Raw genomic sequence first — 15,802 nt, forward strand, 5'->3', positions numbered from 1 at the left:
TACTGTTAAGGCATAGAAAAATGAAAGCTTTCGATCTCCAGCGGATGGCGTTTGATAAAGTCCCTCCTGAGTTTTTAGGCGAAGTAGCGCTGCGCAGCCTGTACACCTTTGTACTCGTTTTCCTGTTTCTGAAAATCACCGGACGTCGCGGCGTGCGGCAGATGTCGCTGTTTGAAGTGCTGATCATCCTGACGCTGGGGTCGGCGGCAGGGGACGTTGCCTTTTATGACGATGTGCCGATGGTGCCGGTCTTTATCGTCTTCGTGACGCTTGCACTGCTGTACCGGCTGGTCATGTGGCTGATGTCGAAAAGTGAGAAACTGGAAGATCTGCTCGAAGGGAAGCCGGTGGTGATTGTCGAAGATGGTCAACTGGCCTGGGAGAATGTGCAAAGCGCCAATATGACGGAGTTTGAGTTCTTTATGGAACTCCGTTTGAGCAGCGTTGAGCAACTGGGGCAGGTGCGTCTGGCGATTATGGAAACGAATGGTCAAATCAGCGTCTATTACTATTCCGACGATGAGGTGAAGCCCGGCCTGTGCATCCTGCCGGATATGCTCATCGAGCGATACAAAACTGTACCTGAAGCGGGCGAGTACGCCTGCATAAAATGTAGTCATGTCGTGGTTATGCAGGCGGGCGAACATCAATTATGCCCCCGCTGTACGAATCCAGAATGGACGAAGGTTAGCCGGGCTAAACGTAACACCTGACAGCGATTTTGTCGGTTTTGTGACAACGGTACGGCAGATTGTATTGTGTGACGAGGGGCACATTTCTTCGGCCATCAGTTTTAGACATTGCGGCGCGTGTCACTGAATGATAAAACCGATATCCACAGTTATAACTTATGGCTTTTAGCGTGGTGAGGGGAAATGGCTCAAGTCTTTAATTTCAGTTCAGGTCCGGCAATGTTACCGGCAGACGTGATCAAACAGGCTCAACAGGAGCTGTGTGACTGGAACGGTCTGGGTACGTCGGTGATGGAAGTCAGCCACCGGGGTAAAGCGTTTATTCAGGTGGCGGAAGAAGCAGAAAAGGATTTTCGCGATCTGCTGAATATTCCCTCGAACTACAAAGTATTGTTCTGTCACGGCGGTGGACGCGGCCAGTTTGCGGGTATCCCGCTCAATCTGCTGGGCGACAAAACCACCGCTGATTACGTTGATGCCGGCTACTGGGCGGCCAGTGCGGTAAAAGAAGCGCACAAATATTGCACGCCGAATGTCATCGATGCCAAAGTGACCGTTGACGGTCTGCGCGCCGTGAAGCCGATGAGTGAGTGGCAGCTTTCTGACAACGCCGCGTATCTTCACTACTGCCCGAACGAAACCATCGACGGTATTGCCATTCACGAAGAGCCAGACTTTGGCGAAAATGTCATTGTGACGGCGGATCTCTCTTCAACCATTCTGTCCACCCCGCTGGATGTCAGCCGCTACGGCGTCATCTACGCGGGTGCCCAGAAAAACATCGGTCCTGCGGGTCTGACTATCGTTATTGTGCGTGAAGACCTGCTGGGGAAAGCCCATAAGTCTTGCCCGTCAATTCTGGATTACACCGTCCTGAACGACAACGATTCCATGTTCAACACCCCACCAACGTTTGCCTGGTATCTCTCCGGCCTGGTCTTCAAATGGCTGAAGCAAAAAGGCGGTGTGGCGCAGATGGATAAGATCAATCAGCAAAAGGCTGAACTGCTGTACGGCGTGATCGACAAGAGCGATTTCTACCGTAACGATGTCGCCAAAACTAACCGTTCGCGCATGAACGTGCCGTTCCAGCTGGCGGACAGCAACCTGGATAACGTGTTCCTGGAAGAGTCCTTCGCGGCGGGTCTGCATGCGCTGAAAGGCCACCGTGTGGTAGGCGGAATGCGCGCCTCTATCTATAACGCCATGCCACTGGAAGGCGTTAAAGCCCTGACTGATTTCATGATCGACTTCGAACGTCGTCACGGTTAATTGGCTGTTTTTCACCCCCGCAGCGTTCCTGCGGGGTTTTTATTATGTTGAGTTGAGAGTTGAGTTTCATGGAATCCCTGACGTTACAACCTATCGCGCGGGTAGATGGCACCATTAATCTGCCTGGTTCAAAAAGTGTCTCGAACCGCGCTCTGCTGCTGGCAGCTCTGGCAAACGGCACCACCGTCCTCACTAATCTGCTGGACAGCGATGACGTGCGCCATATGCTCAATGCACTGAAAGCGTTGGGCGTTCAGTACGCGCTGTCTGACGATCGTACCCGTTGTGAAGTCACCGGTAACGGCGGCGCGTTACATTCTGCTGAAGCGCTGGAGCTTTTCCTGGGTAACGCCGGTACCGCGATGCGTCCTCTGGCCGCTGCGCTGTGTCTGGGGAGTAACGATATTGTGCTGACCGGTGAGCCGCGAATGAAAGAGCGTCCGATCGGCCATCTGGTGGATGCCCTGCGTCAGGGCGGCGCGCAGATTGATTATCTTGAGCAGGAAAATTACCCGCCCCTGCGTCTGCGCGGGGGATTCACTGGCGGCAATGTTGAGGTTGACGGTAGCGTTTCCAGCCAGTTCCTGACCGCGCTGCTGATGACCGCACCGCTGGCACCACAGGACACCGTCATCAACATTAAAGGCGACCTGGTTTCTAAGCCGTACATTGATATCACCCTGCACCTGATGAACACCTTTGGTGTTGAGGTGGAAAACCAGTCTTATCAGCGTTTCGTGGTGCGCGGAGCGCAGCAGTATCAGTCCCCGGGCCACTACCTGGTTGAAGGCGATGCTTCATCCGCCTCCTATTTCCTTGCCGCAGGTGCGATTAAAGGCGGTACGGTAAAAGTGACGGGCATTGGCCGCAACAGCGTGCAGGGCGATATCCGTTTTGCTGACGTGCTGGAAAAAATGGGCGCGGTGGTGACCTGGGGCGATGACTTCATCTCCTGCACCCACGGTGAGCTGAACGCCATCGATATGGATATGAACCATATTCCGGATGCGGCGATGACCATTGCCACCGCTGCGCTGTTTGCGAAAGGCACCACCACGCTGCGAAACATTTACAACTGGCGTGTGAAAGAGACGGACCGCCTGTTCGCGATGGCAACCGAGCTGCGTAAAGTGGGGGCCGAGGTAGAAGAGGGCGAAGACTACATTCGCGTCACGCCGCCGGCAAAACTGCAATTTGCAGAAATTGGCACCTACAACGATCACCGCATGGCGATGTGTTTCTCGCTGGTGGCGTTGTCAGATACGCCAGTCACTATCCTTGATCCGAAGTGTACGGCAAAAACGTTCCCGGACTACTTCGAACAGCTGGCGCGCATTAGCACCCTGGCCTGATGATCGTATGCCGCATCACCTGATGCGGCATTTCCTTACGCTTTCTGACACTCATCCTCTTTCATTTCTTCTACACTCTGCTTCAATCATTCCGTAATTTGCACGCAAAGGTAACAGTTGCGCACGTTGGCGCGTATAATGCGCGGCGTTCATGTAAACGGTATGCCTTAATTAAGGAGAAAAAGATGACGGCAATTGCCCCGGTAATCACCATTGATGGGCCAAGTGGCGCAGGGAAAGGTACTCTGTGCAAAGCGATGGCGGAAGCATTGCAATGGCATCTTTTAGATTCGGGAGCAATCTATCGCGTGCTGGCGCTGGCTGCGCTGCATCATCATGTGGATGTTGCGTCTGAAGAAGCGCTGGTACCGTTGGCTGCGCATCTGGATGTGCGCTTTGTCTCGACCGATGGCAACCTTGAAGTGATCCTGGAAGGGGAAGATGTCAGCGGTGAAATCCGTACGCAAGAAGTGGCCAATGCGGCCTCTCAGGTGGCGGCTTTCCCACGCGTTCGTGAAGCGCTGTTACGTCGCCAGCGCGGTTTCCGTGAAGCGCCGGGGCTGATCGCCGACGGCCGCGACATGGGAACCGTGGTATTCCCCGATGCGCCAGTGAAAATTTTCCTTGACGCCTCTTCAGAAGAACGTGCTCAACGCCGCATGCTTCAGTTGCAGGAAAAGGGGTTTAGTGTTAACTTTGATCGCCTTTTATCCGAGATAAAAGAGCGCGATGACCGCGATCGTAACCGCGCCGTCGCACCACTTGTTCCCGCGCAAGACGCATTAGTGCTGGATTCAACCAGTTTAACTATTGAGCAAGTGATTGAAAAAGCGCTACAATATGCGCGCCAAAAACTGGCACTCGCGTAATCGCGACCGATTTAGCAGTACCCCCGCTGCAATGGATTGACGGCGGGTATGTGAAACAACCCCATCCGGCACGGAGCCAGGTGGACGTTAATATTAACCTGAAGATTAAACATGACTGAATCTTTTGCTCAACTGTTTGAAGAATCCTTAAAAGAAATCGAAACCCGTCCGGGTTCCATCGTTCGTGGCGTTGTTGTTGCTATCGACAAAGACGTTGTACTGGTTGACGCCGGTCTGAAATCTGAGTCTGCCATCCCGGCTGAGCAGTTCAAAAACGCCCAGGGCGAGCTGGAAATCCAGGTTGGTGACGAAGTTGACGTTGCTCTGGACGCAGTAGAAGACGGCTTCGGCGAAACCCTGCTGTCTCGTGAGAAAGCTAAACGTCACGAAGCATGGATCACGCTGGAAAAAGCTTACGAAGAAGCTGAAACTGTGGTCGGTGTTATCAACGGCAAAGTTAAAGGTGGCTTCACTGTTGAGCTGAATGGTATTCGTGCGTTCCTGCCAGGTTCTCTGGTAGACGTTCGTCCAGTCCGTGACACCCTGCACCTCGAAGGCAAAGAGCTTGAGTTCAAAGTAATCAAGCTGGACCAGAAGCGTAACAACGTTGTTGTTTCCCGTCGTGCCGTTATCGAATCCGAAAACAGCGCAGAACGCGATCAGCTGCTGGAAAACCTGCAGGAAGGCATGGAAGTCAAAGGTATCGTTAAGAACCTCACTGACTACGGCGCATTCGTTGACCTGGGCGGCGTTGATGGCCTGCTGCACATCACCGACATGGCGTGGAAACGCGTTAAGCACCCAAGCGAAATCGTGAACGTGGGCGACGAAATCACTGTTAAAGTGCTGAAGTTCGACCGCGAGCGTACTCGTGTATCCCTCGGCCTGAAACAGCTGGGCGAAGATCCATGGGTAGCTATCGCTAAGCGTTACCCAGAAGGTACTAAACTGACTGGTCGCGTTACCAACCTGACTGACTACGGCTGCTTCGTTGAAATCGAAGAAGGCGTTGAAGGTCTGGTGCACGTTTCCGAAATGGACTGGACCAACAAAAACATCCACCCATCCAAAGTTGTTAACGTTGGTGATGTAGTGGAAGTGATGGTTCTGGATATCGACGAAGAACGTCGTCGTATCTCCCTGGGCCTGAAGCAGTGCAAAAACAACCCATGGCAGCAGTTCGCGGAAACCCACAACAAGGGCGACCGTGTTGAAGGTAAAATCAAGTCTATCACTGACTTCGGTATCTTCATCGGCCTGGACGGCGGCATCGATGGCCTGGTTCACCTGTCTGACATCTCCTGGAACGTTGCAGGCGAAGAAGCAGTTCGTGAATACAAAAAAGGCGACGAAATCGCAGCAGTTGTTCTGCAAGTTGACGCAGAGCGTGAGCGTATCTCCCTGGGCGTTAAACAGCTCGCAGAAGATCCGTTCAACAACTGGGTTGCACTGAACAAGAAAGGCGCAATCGTAAACGGTAAAGTGACTGCTGTTGACGCTAAAGGCGCAACCGTAGAACTGGCTGACGGCGTTGAAGGTTACCTGCGCGCTTCCGAAGCTTCACGTGACCGCGTTGAAGATGCAACTCTGGTTCTGAGCGTTGGTGACGACGTTGAAGCTAAGTTCACCGGTGTTGACCGTAAGAACCGTGCAATCAGCCTGTCTGTTCGTGCTAAAGACGAAGCTGATGAGAAAGATGCAATCGCAACTGTGAACAAACAGGAAGATGCAAACTTCTCTAACAACGCAATGGCTGAAGCTTTCAAAGCAGCTAAAGGCGAGTAAGTTCAGGTTCGCACCATCATTTGAGCTGTAACGCATTTACAGCGCGAAGGATGGAGAGCAGACTTGACAGATTGCAGGATTCGTCCTGTAATCAATAACAAAGGGCGGCTACGGCCGCCCTTGTTTAATAAGCTGTTCAGCTAATGGGTTTGAAAGGAACCGGAGGAATCATGACCAAGTCAGAATTGATTGAAAGACTTGCCAGTCAGCAACCGCATATCCCTGCCAAGGCTGTGGAAGATGCCGTTAAAGAGATGCTGGAGCATATGGCTACCACTCTTGCCCAGGGCGAGCGCATTGAAATCCGCGGTTTCGGTAGTTTTTCTCTGCACTATCGTGCACCACGTACCGGGCGTAACCCGAAGACTGGCGATAAAGTGGAGCTGGAAGGAAAGTATGTTCCGCACTTTAAGCCGGGTAAAGAACTGCGCGATCGCGCCAATATTTACGGTAACTGAGTTTAATCATCAGGGTTAAACTGAGTTTAAAGAAAGCACCTTAGGGTGCTTTTTTTGTATCCCGCCCCTGCATTTCTGAATACGCGCCGCATTTAAATTTTCTCTTTGCTGTAAGCGCTTAAAACGTTGCAGCGCCCGCTGTAAATCACGTTTTTTCTGTCTGACGACGCATCAGTCCCGCCGCATAATCGCCTGAAACATGGAGGTGAAGATGGGGATCCACGTTATCAGTATGTGCGCCATTCTGGCCATAATCCCGCTCTATTGGTTAGCCGTTTTGCCTGATTTGCATATTGTCTGGTTGCTGATTGCCGCAGGAATTGCGTTATCCGTACAGCAGAGAAAATGGCTCAGGTTTTCAGGCCTCGCATTGCTTTTTATGTGCTGGGGGATCCTGGCCGCTCAGGAAAGCGTGTGGCAGATGAACTATTTAACGCAAGCACCGCAGCAGGCCGAGGTGGTCATTACCGCAACGGACGGCGCAACGATGCATCAGGGAAGGATTGTCAGCCTCAATGGAGAACGCGTGTGGGCTGCCATGGGCGTGGCGCTGTATGGCAACTATTTGCCGCATAACGTCTGCGTGGGTCAACGCTGGGCAATGACCCTGCGGCTCAGGGCGGTACACGGAGAACTCAACGATGGCGGCTATGATTCACAGAAAAATGCCTTTGCCCGACACCAGACGCTGAGTGGACGGTTTACCCATGCGGCGCTCGTTGACGAAGGCTGTAGTCTGCGTGCGCAATACCTGACATCACTACAGAATACTCTTTCAGCATATCAGTGGGGACCCGTGATCCTGGGGCTGGGGATGGGGGAGCGGCTGTCGGTCTCGCGGGAGATAAAAAACCTGATGCGTGATACCGGAACGATGCATCTGATGGCAATCTCGGGATTACATATTGCGCTGGCCGCTTCTGTCATCTGGTTTCTGGCGCGGGGCATCCAGCTCTTCCTGCCGGGCCGCTGGATTATCTGGCAAATCCCCTTGCTGGCAGGGCTGATTTTTGCCGCGTTTTACGCATGGCTAACGGGCTTGCAGCCGCCCGCGCTGCGCACGGTTATCGCGCTTGTGGTACTGGCTGCATTAAAAATGAGTGGTCGCCAGTGGTCGCCCTGGCAGGTATGGCTTACCTGCGTGGCGGCGATCTTGGTTTTCGATCCACTGGCGGTCCTGTCACAAAGCCTGGCGTTGTCAGCGTTTGCGGTCGCCGCGCTTATTTTTTGGTATCAGTGGTTGCCTCTCCCGCACTGGCAACGTGGCCGGTGCCTGCGGCCGCTGGCGACGCTAGTGTATTTGCAGGTCGGAATGCTGCTGCTTCTGTTGCCGCTTCAGGTCCTGATTTTCCATGGTTTCAGCCTCTCCTCGCTGGTAGCGAACCTGTTTGCCGTTCCTCTGGTCACGTTTATCTCAGTTCCGCTGATCCTGCTCGGCATGTTTCTGCATCTGTTTCCGGTCGCTGTGCTGGAAAGTATCGTCTGGCTGGCTACTGATAAATCTCTGGCAGGGCTTTTCTGGCTATTGATGCGTTTACCGAATGGCTGGCAGGACGTTGATGAACGCTGGCAATACCTGACGTTACTGCCGTGGCTGCTGGTCATTGGCTGGCGATTCAGGGCCTTCAGCGCAGCACCCGCAGTCTGTCTGGCAGGCAGCATGGTGCTGGCCTTTCCCCTCTGGCACAGGGTTAAAACAGACAGCTGGTCCCTGCATATGCTGGATGTAGGGCAGGGGCTGGCGATGGTCATTGAGCGTCACGGCAAGGCCATTCTGTACGACACCGGGCTGGCATGGCCCGGTGGGGACAGTGCGCAACAGCTGATTATCCCCTGGCTACGCTGGCATCATCTGAGACCGGAAGGGGTGATCCTGAGCCATGAACATCTCGACCACGCGGGGGGACTGGCATCGCTAAAAGCTGCCTGGCCCGCAATGTGGATCAGGAGCCCCTTATCCTGGTCCGGACATCTTCCGTGCTTTCGAGGACAGCGATGGCAGTGGCAGGGTTTAACGTTCTCCGTGCACTGGCCACCCGAAAACACCTCGGCGAAAGGTAACAACCGCTCCTGTGTGGTAAAAATCGATGACGGCGAACAGAGCGTTTTACTGACCGGAGACATTGAAGCGCAGGCAGAACTGGCAATGCTAAGCCATCGCTGGCGTCAGCTTGCGTCTACACTGATCCAGGTGCCACATCATGGAAGTAACACGTCATCTTCAACACCGTTGCTACAGCGCGTAGAGGGGCAGGTTTCGCTGGCCTCGACGGCTCGCTATAACGCGTGGCGTTTCCCTTCTATTAAAGTGGTCCGGCGCTATCGAACGGAGGGATATCTCTGGCTTGATACCCCGCATTCCGGGCAGATATCTGTGACCTTTTCGCACCATAGTCGGCAAATTCGTCGCTTACGCGAACACTATTTACCGCGTTGGTATCATCAGTGGTTTGGCGCGCCCGTAGATAACGGGTAGAATATGCGGCTATTTCAACAAATGCTGGTTTTTTGAATGCATAACGACAAAGATCTCTCCACGTGGCAAACGTTCCGCCGGCTCTGGCCGATGATTGCTCCTTTCAAAGCAGGCTTGATCGTGGCGGGCGTAGCGTTAATCCTCAACGCAGCCAGCGATACGTTTATGTTATCGCTTCTCAAACCGTTACTGGATGACGGTTTCGGTAAAACGGATCGTTCAGTGCTGCTATGGATGCCGCTGGTGGTTATTGGGCTGATGATCTTACGCGGAATCTCCAGCTATGTATCCAGCTACTGCATCTCCTGGGTATCCGGTAAAGTGGTGATGACCATGCGCCGCCGGCTGTTCAGCCATATGATGGGGATGCCGGTCTCATTCTTTGACAAACAGTCAACCGGCACCCTGCTGTCGCGTATTACCTACGATTCAGAGCAGGTGGCGTCGTCCTCTTCCAGCGCACTGATTACCGTTGTGCGTGAAGGCGCATCCATCATCGGCCTGTTCGCGATGATGTTCTATTACAGCTGGCAACTGTCGCTGATCCTTATTGTGCTGGCGCCGATTGTCTCCATCGCGATCCGCGTGGTATCAAAGCGTTTTCGCAACATCAGTAAAAATATGCAGAATACGATGGGGCAGGTGACTACCAGCGCCGAGCAGATGCTGAAAGGCCATAAGGAAGTGTTGATTTTCGGCGGTCAGGAAGTCGAAACCAAACGCTTTGACAAGGTCAGCAACAGAATGCGCCTGCAAGGAATGAAAATGGTATCGGCCTCGTCGATTTCCGATCCGATCATTCAGCTGATTGCCTCTCTGGCCCTGGCCTTCGTCCTGTATGCCGCCAGTTTCCCGAGCGTCATGGAAACCCTGACTGCGGGTACCATTACGGTGGTGTTCTCATCCATGATTGCGCTGATGCGTCCGCTGAAATCGCTGACTAACGTCAACGCCCAGTTCCAGCGCGGGATGGCAGCCTGTCAGACGCTGTTCAGCATCCTCGATTCCGAACAGGAAAAAGATGAAGGTACACGCGTGATCGAGCGCGCTAAAGGCGACCTGGAATTCCGTAACGTCACCTTTACCTATCCAGGCCGTGAAGTGCCGGCGCTGCGTGATATCAGCCTGTCCATCCCGGCGGGTAAAACCGTTGCGCTGGTCGGTCGTTCCGGTTCGGGCAAGTCGACCATTGCCAGCCTGATTACCCGTTTCTACGATATCGACCAGGGCGAGATCCTGCTTGATGGTCACGACCTGCGGGAATATACCCTCCAGTCGCTGCGTAACCAGGTCGCGCTGGTCTCGCAGAACGTGCATCTGTTCAACGATACGGTGGCGAACAACATTGCGTATGCCCGTACCGAAGAGTACAGCCGTGAAGAGATTGAGAATGCGGCGCGTATGGCCTATGCGATGGACTTCATTAACAAAATGGATAACGGTCTGGATACGATCATTGGCGAAAACGGGGTGCTGCTCTCCGGTGGTCAGCGTCAGCGTATCGCGATTGCCCGTGCGCTGCTGCGCAACAGCCCGATTCTGATCCTCGATGAAGCAACGTCCGCACTGGATACGGAATCTGAACGCGCTATCCAGTCTGCTCTGGATGAATTACAGAAAAACCGTACCTCGCTGGTTATCGCGCACCGTCTGTCGACCATCGAACAGGCTGACGAAATCGTGGTGGTGGAAGATGGCGTGATCGTTGAACGCGGCAGCCATGCGGACCTGCTGGAACAGCGTGGTGTTTACGCGCAGCTTCATAAAATGCAGTTCGGTCAATGATTGCACGCATCTGGTCGGGTGAATCCCCTCTGTGGGTGCTGCTTCTCCCGCTCTCCTGGCTGTATGGCCTGGTGAGCGATGCTATTCGTCTGCTTTACCGCCTCGGGATCAAGCGCGCCTGGCGCGCACCGGTACCTGTGGTGGTGGTCGGCAACCTGACGGCGGGTGGAAACGGCAAAACCCCGGTGGTGATCTGGCTGGTAGAACAGCTCCAGAGGCGCGGTATCCGCCCGGGAGTTGTCTCACGCGGTTACGGTGGTAAAGCGGCGCAGTATCCACTGGTGCTGAGCCCAGCTACGACAACCGCTGAAGCCGGTGATGAGCCGGTACTCATTTACCAGCGTACCGGCGCGCCGGTTGCGGTATCGCCGGTGCGCAGTGATGCCGTGAAGGCACTGCTTGCGGAGCATGACGTACAAATCGTTATTACCGATGATGGTTTGCAGCATTACGCGCTGGCGCGTGACAAAGAGATCGTGGTCATTGACGGCGTGCGGCGTTTTGGCAACGGCTGGTGGCTGCCAGCCGGTCCAATGCGTGAGCGTGCGTCGCGCCTGAAGAGCGTCGATGCTGTGATTGTAAACGGTGGTGAAGCCAGAGCGGGCGAAATCCCGATGCATCTTCGTCCCGGACAGGCCGTGAATATGTTGACCGGCGTGCGTAAAGACGTCGCGCAACTGGAACATCTGGTTGCGATGGCCGGTATAGGTCATCCGCCGCGTTTCTTCGCAACGCTGGAGCAGTGCGGCGCAAAGCTTGATAAACGGGTGCCGCTCGCCGATCACCAGGCGTTAGTTGCCGAAGAGGTTGAAAGGCTGGCAGCGCCGGGACAGACGCTGATCATGACGGAAAAAGACGCGGTAAAATGCCGGGCCTTTGCGAAAGAAAACTGGTGGTATCTGCCGGTTGACGCTGAACTCAGCGGCGAACAGCCGGAACATTTGCTCAAGGAACTGCTCGCGTTAGTGCAGTAACTTCTACGCGGTTCCGGTGGCGCTTTGACTGACAGGAAAACGCATGTCTCTACCGCAACTCTCACTTGCAGCCGCACGAAACTTGCATCTTGCCGCCCAGGGGCTTCTGAAAAAGCCCCGTCGCCGCGCGCAGCCAGCGGATATCCTCTCTACCGTGCAACGCATGTCGTTGCTGCAAATCGACACCATTAACATCGTGGCGCGTAGCCCGTATCTGGTCCTGTTTAGCCGCCTGGGAAACTATCCTCCGCAGTGGCTGGATAATGCGCTAAGTCAGGGCGAACTGATGGAATACTGGGCGCACGAAGCCTGTTTTCTCCCGCGCAGCGATTTTGCACTGGTGCGTCACCGCATGCTCGCCCCGGACAAAATGGGCTGGAAATACCGTCAGGAGTGGATGGTGGAACACGCGGATGAAATAGAGCAACTGATTGCCCATATTCAGGAAAACGGGCCGGTACGCTCCGCGGATTTTGAACACCCGCGAAAAGGCGCAAGCGGATGGTGGGAGTGGAAACCGCACAAACGCCATCTTGAAGGGCTGTTTACGTCGGGCAAAGTGATGGTGGTCGAGCGTCGCAACTTTCAGCGCGTCTATGACCTCACACACCGCGTTATGCCTCACTGGGACGATACGCGTGACCTGCTGTCTCAGGACGCTGCCGAAGCCATCATGCTCGGGAATAGCGCCCGCAGCCTTGGCATCTTCCGTCCACAGTGGCTGGCGGATTATTATCGTCTGCGTCAGCCGCAGCTAAAACCACTGCTGGAATCGTGGCAGCGCGAACAGCGCGTCATGCCGGTCTCGGTAGAGTCGTTAGGTGAAATGTGGTTGCATGCGGATTTGTTCCCTCTGCTGGCGCAGGCGCAGGAGGGCAAACTCCAGGCGACCCACAGTGCCGTGCTGTCGCCGTTCGACCCCGTTGTCTGGGACAGAAAGCGGGCCGGGCAGTTGTTTAATTTCAGCTACCGTCTGGAATGCTACACTCCGGCGCCCAGGCGGCAGTATGGTTATTTTGTTTTGCCGCTGCTGCACAAAGGCCAGCTAGTCGGGCGCATGGACGCTAAAATGCACCGTAAAACCGGCATGCTTGAAATTATCGCGCTCTGGCTTGAAGAGGGCATAAAGGTGACGGCTGGCCTGGAAAAAGGGTTAACGACTGCGCTCGGTGAATTTGCCCGCTGGCAGGGGGCGCATGAAATTGTACTCGGTCGCGTGCCTGCGGGGCTGTTTACGACCTGTCGAGGTGGCTGGGAAACAGGCACTCCCTGAAAAGGGAATGTGATAAGCTTTAGCGATTACCCATACGGAGGAACTATGGATCACCGTTTACTTGAAATTATTGCCTGCCCGGTGTGCAACGGCAAACTGTATTACAGCCAGGATAAACAAGAGCTGATTTGCAAACTGGACAGCCTGGCGTTCCCGCTGCGTGACGGTATTCCGGTACTGCTGGAAAATGAAGCCCGTTCCCTGGTGGCAGAAGAGATCAAACCATGAGTTTTGTTGTCATTATCCCTGCGCGTTATGCTTCAACGCGCCTGCCAGGTAAACCGCTGGTGGATATCAATGGCAAACCGATGATTGTGCATGTTCTTGAACGGGCACGCGAATCGGGCGCCGGACGCGTCATCGTCGCCACCGATCACCCGGATGTTGCGCGCGCGGTTGAGGCCGCGGGTGGGGAAGTGTGCATGACCCGTGCCGATCATCAGTCAGGCACCGAGCGCCTGGCGGAAGTCGTCGAAAAATGCGGTTTCAGCGACGAGACGGTGATTGTGAATGTGCAGGGTGATGAGCCGATGATCCCGGCGGCGATTATCCGTCAGGTGGCCGACAACCTGGCACAGCGTCAGGTCGGGATGGCGACCCTCGCGGTGCCGATTCACCACGCTGAAGAGGCGTTCAATCCGAATGCGGTGAAAGTGGTCATGGACGCAGAGGGCTACGCGCTCTATTTCTCCCGCGCTACCATTCCGTGGGATCGCGATCGTTTTGCGCAATCGAAAGAGACAATCGGCGAAACCTTCCTGCGCCACATCGGTATTTACGGCTACCGCGCCGGCTTTATTCGTCGCTACGTCGCCTGGGCACCAAGCCCGCTGGAGCATATTGAAATGCTCGAACAGCTTCGCGTGCTGTGGTACGGCGAGAAAATTCACGTTGCGGTTGCCCAGGAAATCCCTGGCACCGGCGTGGATACCCCTGAAGATCTCGAGCGCGTACGCGTCGAAATGCGTTAATTCGCTGGCATCCCCTCGTCTGGGGGGATGCTCTCCCGCCAGGCTATTTTCCTTTTCTTTTTCATTATTGATCTCTACCGGGTGACATCCGGGTTTCGCGCGCTCATTATAAAAGCAGTAGTCTTAATGGGGGTAATCTCATATGGAACAGCTGCGTGCTGAACTCAGCCATCTCCTTGGCGAAAAGCTAAGCCGGGTGGAATGCGTGAATGAAAAGGCCGACACCGCACTCTGGTCGTTGTACGACAGTCAGGGAAACCCCATGCCGCTGATGGCCAGAAGTTTTACCTCGCCGGGCGTCGCCAGACAGCTGGCCTGGAAAATGTCGATGCTGGCGCGGGAAGGGACTGTCCGCATGCCGACGGTCTACGGCGTGATGACCCATGAGGAGCATCCCGGCCCGGATGTTCTGCTTATCGAGCGTTTACGCGGGGTTTCTGTTGAAGCCCCGACGCGTACACCGGAGCGCTGGGAACAGCTGAAAGATCAGATTGTCGAGGCTCTGCTTGCCTGGCATCGGCAGGACAGCCGGGGTCTTGTTGGCGCGGTGGACAGCACGCAGGAAAACCTGTGGCCGCTGTGGTATCGCCAGCGTGTTGAAGTGCTGTGGGGCACGCTGAACCAGTTCAACAACACCGGTTTAACGATGCAGGACAAACGTATTTTATTCCGCACCCGGGAGTGTCTGCCGACGCTGTTTGAGGGCTTTAACGACAACTGCGTGCTGGTTCACGGCAATTTCACGCTGCGCAGTATGCTTAAAGACTCGCGCAGCGACCAGCTGCTGGCGATGGTCGGGCCGGGGATCATGCTCTGGGCGCCGCGCGAGTACGAACTGTTCAGGCTGAGCGAGGGCGGGGCGGCGGAAGATTTGCTCTGGCACTATCTTCAGCGCGCCCCTGTTGCGGAGGCCTTTCTCTGGCGACGCTGGCTCTATCTTCTCTGGGATGAGGTGGCGCAGCTGGTCAACACCGGGCGCTTTAATCGCGCCAGTTTCGATCTGGCCGCAAAATCACTCCTGCCCTGGCTTGCCTGACGAACCTTTGAGCCACTGCCAGAGGCGGCCAAGCGTCTCGTAGCCGACGCGATCGCTGTGCATCAGCCATACCGGGGACGGGATTATCCGTTCCCACGGATTGAGCGGGGCGTCAATAGCCATCTGGTTTGCCGGAGCAGGAAGCGGATGCAGGCCCTGCTTCTCAAAGAAAATCATTGCGCGCGGCAGGTGTGAAGCAGAGGTCACCAGCAGGAACGGTACATCACCGATGGCCTGTTTCACCGCCGCCGCCTCTTCTTCGGTATCTTTTGGGCTATCCAGCGTGATGATGGCGGAACGTGGTACGCCAAGCGATTCAGCCACTCTTGCTCCTGCTTCAGCGGTACTGACCGGGTTGGTTTTTGCCGCAGCGCCCGTGAAGATCATCTTCGATTCCGGATTGGCCAGCCACAGGCGGATCCCCTCGTTCAGGCGAGGCAGGCTGTTGTTGATCAGGTTCGAGCTGGGCGCCCAGTTCGGATCCCAGGTATACCCGCCGCCCAGCACCACGATATAGCCCACCTTCTGATTTCCCTGCCATGTCGGGTAGGTGTTTTCAATCGGACGTAATAAACCGTCAGCGACCGGTTGCAGGCTGAGTAACAGCAGCGCCAGCCAGCCCACGGTAACGAGGGATTTACCGCTTTTCTGAAAGCGGCTAAACCATATCAATGCCAGCCCCAGCGCGATGAGAAGCAACAGCAGGGGAAGGGGAAGCATCATGCCTCCGATATATTTTTTTAGGGTAAAAAGCATCCTTTTTGGTTCCTTTTTTAACCATACAGCAGGCGATTGTCGGTGATATTACACCAGAGTGGTTCATTCTCCGCGCGGGTGTGACAAAATAGCGGTTTTGTAG

Annotated in this window: 14 protein-coding genes; 13 read left to right on the top strand and 1 reads right to left on the bottom strand. The window is 55.0% G+C overall.

Annotation, left to right across the window (positions count from 1 at the left end; translation table 11 throughout):
• The first annotated feature begins 20 nt into the window (after positions 1-20).
• From L379_RS14880 to L379_RS14820, 13 genes are all read left to right on the top strand, one after another.
• On the top strand, positions 21-713 hold the full coding sequence (locus L379_RS14880) for a DUF421 domain-containing protein (protein ID WP_017384830.1): 693 nt from the start codon (positions 21-23) through the stop codon (positions 711-713).
• A 162-nt stretch (positions 714-875) separates the two neighbouring features.
• Entirely contained in the window at positions 876-1,964 is a 1,089-nt protein-coding gene (serC, locus tag L379_RS14875) for a 3-phosphoserine/phosphohydroxythreonine transaminase (RefSeq protein ID WP_032653139.1), read from the top strand.
• A 68-nt stretch (positions 1,965-2,032) separates the two neighbouring features.
• A complete protein-coding gene (aroA, locus tag L379_RS14870) occupies positions 2,033-3,316 on the top strand; it encodes a 3-phosphoshikimate 1-carboxyvinyltransferase (protein WP_017384828.1) in 1,284 nt (427 codons plus the stop codon).
• A 185-nt stretch (positions 3,317-3,501) separates the two neighbouring features.
• On the top strand, positions 3,502-4,185 hold the full coding sequence (cmk, locus tag L379_RS14865) for a (d)CMP kinase (RefSeq protein ID WP_015570968.1): 684 nt from the start codon (positions 3,502-3,504) through the stop codon (positions 4,183-4,185).
• Positions 4,186-4,296: 111 nt separating this feature from the next.
• Positions 4,297-5,970 carry a 30S ribosomal protein S1 gene (gene rpsA, locus L379_RS14860; RefSeq protein ID WP_003858235.1) on the top strand — a complete coding sequence of 558 codons (1,674 nt, stop codon included), beginning with the start codon at positions 4,297-4,299 and terminating at the stop codon, positions 5,968-5,970.
• A 170-nt stretch (positions 5,971-6,140) separates the two neighbouring features.
• Positions 6,141-6,428, top strand: coding sequence for an integration host factor subunit beta (gene ihfB / locus L379_RS14855; RefSeq protein ID WP_003858233.1), 288 nt, complete (start codon positions 6,141-6,143; stop codon positions 6,426-6,428).
• Positions 6,429-6,639: 211 nt separating this feature from the next.
• Positions 6,640-8,904 (top strand): ComEC family protein, encoded by a 2,265-nt coding sequence (locus L379_RS14850; RefSeq protein ID WP_032653141.1) that lies wholly within the window; start codon positions 6,640-6,642, stop codon positions 8,902-8,904.
• A gap of 36 nt (positions 8,905-8,940) precedes the next feature.
• On the top strand, positions 8,941-10,689 hold the full coding sequence (gene msbA, locus L379_RS14845; RefSeq protein WP_003858227.1) for a lipid A ABC transporter ATP-binding protein/permease MsbA: 1,749 nt from the start codon (positions 8,941-8,943) through the stop codon (positions 10,687-10,689).
• On the top strand, positions 10,686-11,663 hold the full coding sequence (gene lpxK / locus L379_RS14840; RefSeq protein ID WP_032653143.1) for a tetraacyldisaccharide 4'-kinase: 978 nt from the start codon (positions 10,686-10,688) through the stop codon (positions 11,661-11,663). The genes msbA and lpxK overlap by 4 nt, the downstream gene beginning before the upstream one ends.
• A gap of 43 nt (positions 11,664-11,706) precedes the next feature.
• The gene (locus tag L379_RS14835) at positions 11,707-12,936 is read left to right on the top strand and encodes a winged helix-turn-helix domain-containing protein (RefSeq protein WP_032653144.1); all 1,230 of its coding nucleotides are present in this window, start codon (positions 11,707-11,709) and stop codon (positions 12,934-12,936) included.
• 45 nt (positions 12,937-12,981) lie between these two features.
• Complete coding sequence (gene ycaR / locus L379_RS14830; RefSeq protein ID WP_003858220.1) at positions 12,982-13,164, top strand: protein YcaR; 183 nt, start codon at positions 12,982-12,984, stop codon at positions 13,162-13,164.
• The gene (gene kdsB, locus L379_RS14825) at positions 13,161-13,907 is read left to right on the top strand and encodes a 3-deoxy-manno-octulosonate cytidylyltransferase (protein WP_015570964.1); all 747 of its coding nucleotides are present in this window, start codon (positions 13,161-13,163) and stop codon (positions 13,905-13,907) included. Before ycaR ends, kdsB begins: the two co-directional genes overlap by 4 nt.
• 142 nt (positions 13,908-14,049) lie before the next feature.
• On the top strand, positions 14,050-14,943 hold the full coding sequence (locus tag L379_RS14820; RefSeq protein WP_003858216.1) for a YcbJ family phosphotransferase: 894 nt from the start codon (positions 14,050-14,052) through the stop codon (positions 14,941-14,943).
• On the opposite strand, the gene elyC is transcribed toward L379_RS14820, so the two are convergent.
• Positions 14,920-15,699, bottom strand: a complete 780-nt coding sequence (gene elyC, locus L379_RS14815; RefSeq protein WP_032653146.1) for an envelope biogenesis factor ElyC — start codon at positions 15,697-15,699, stop codon at positions 14,920-14,922. The two genes, L379_RS14820 and elyC, sit on opposite strands and share 24 nt — an antisense overlap.
• Positions 15,700-15,802 lie beyond the last annotated feature (103 nt).

The sequence above is a fragment of the Enterobacter sp. MGH 33 genome (genome assembly GCF_000534535.1).
GTDB classification, from domain to species: domain Bacteria; phylum Pseudomonadota; class Gammaproteobacteria; order Enterobacterales; family Enterobacteriaceae; genus Enterobacter; species Enterobacter hormaechei_C.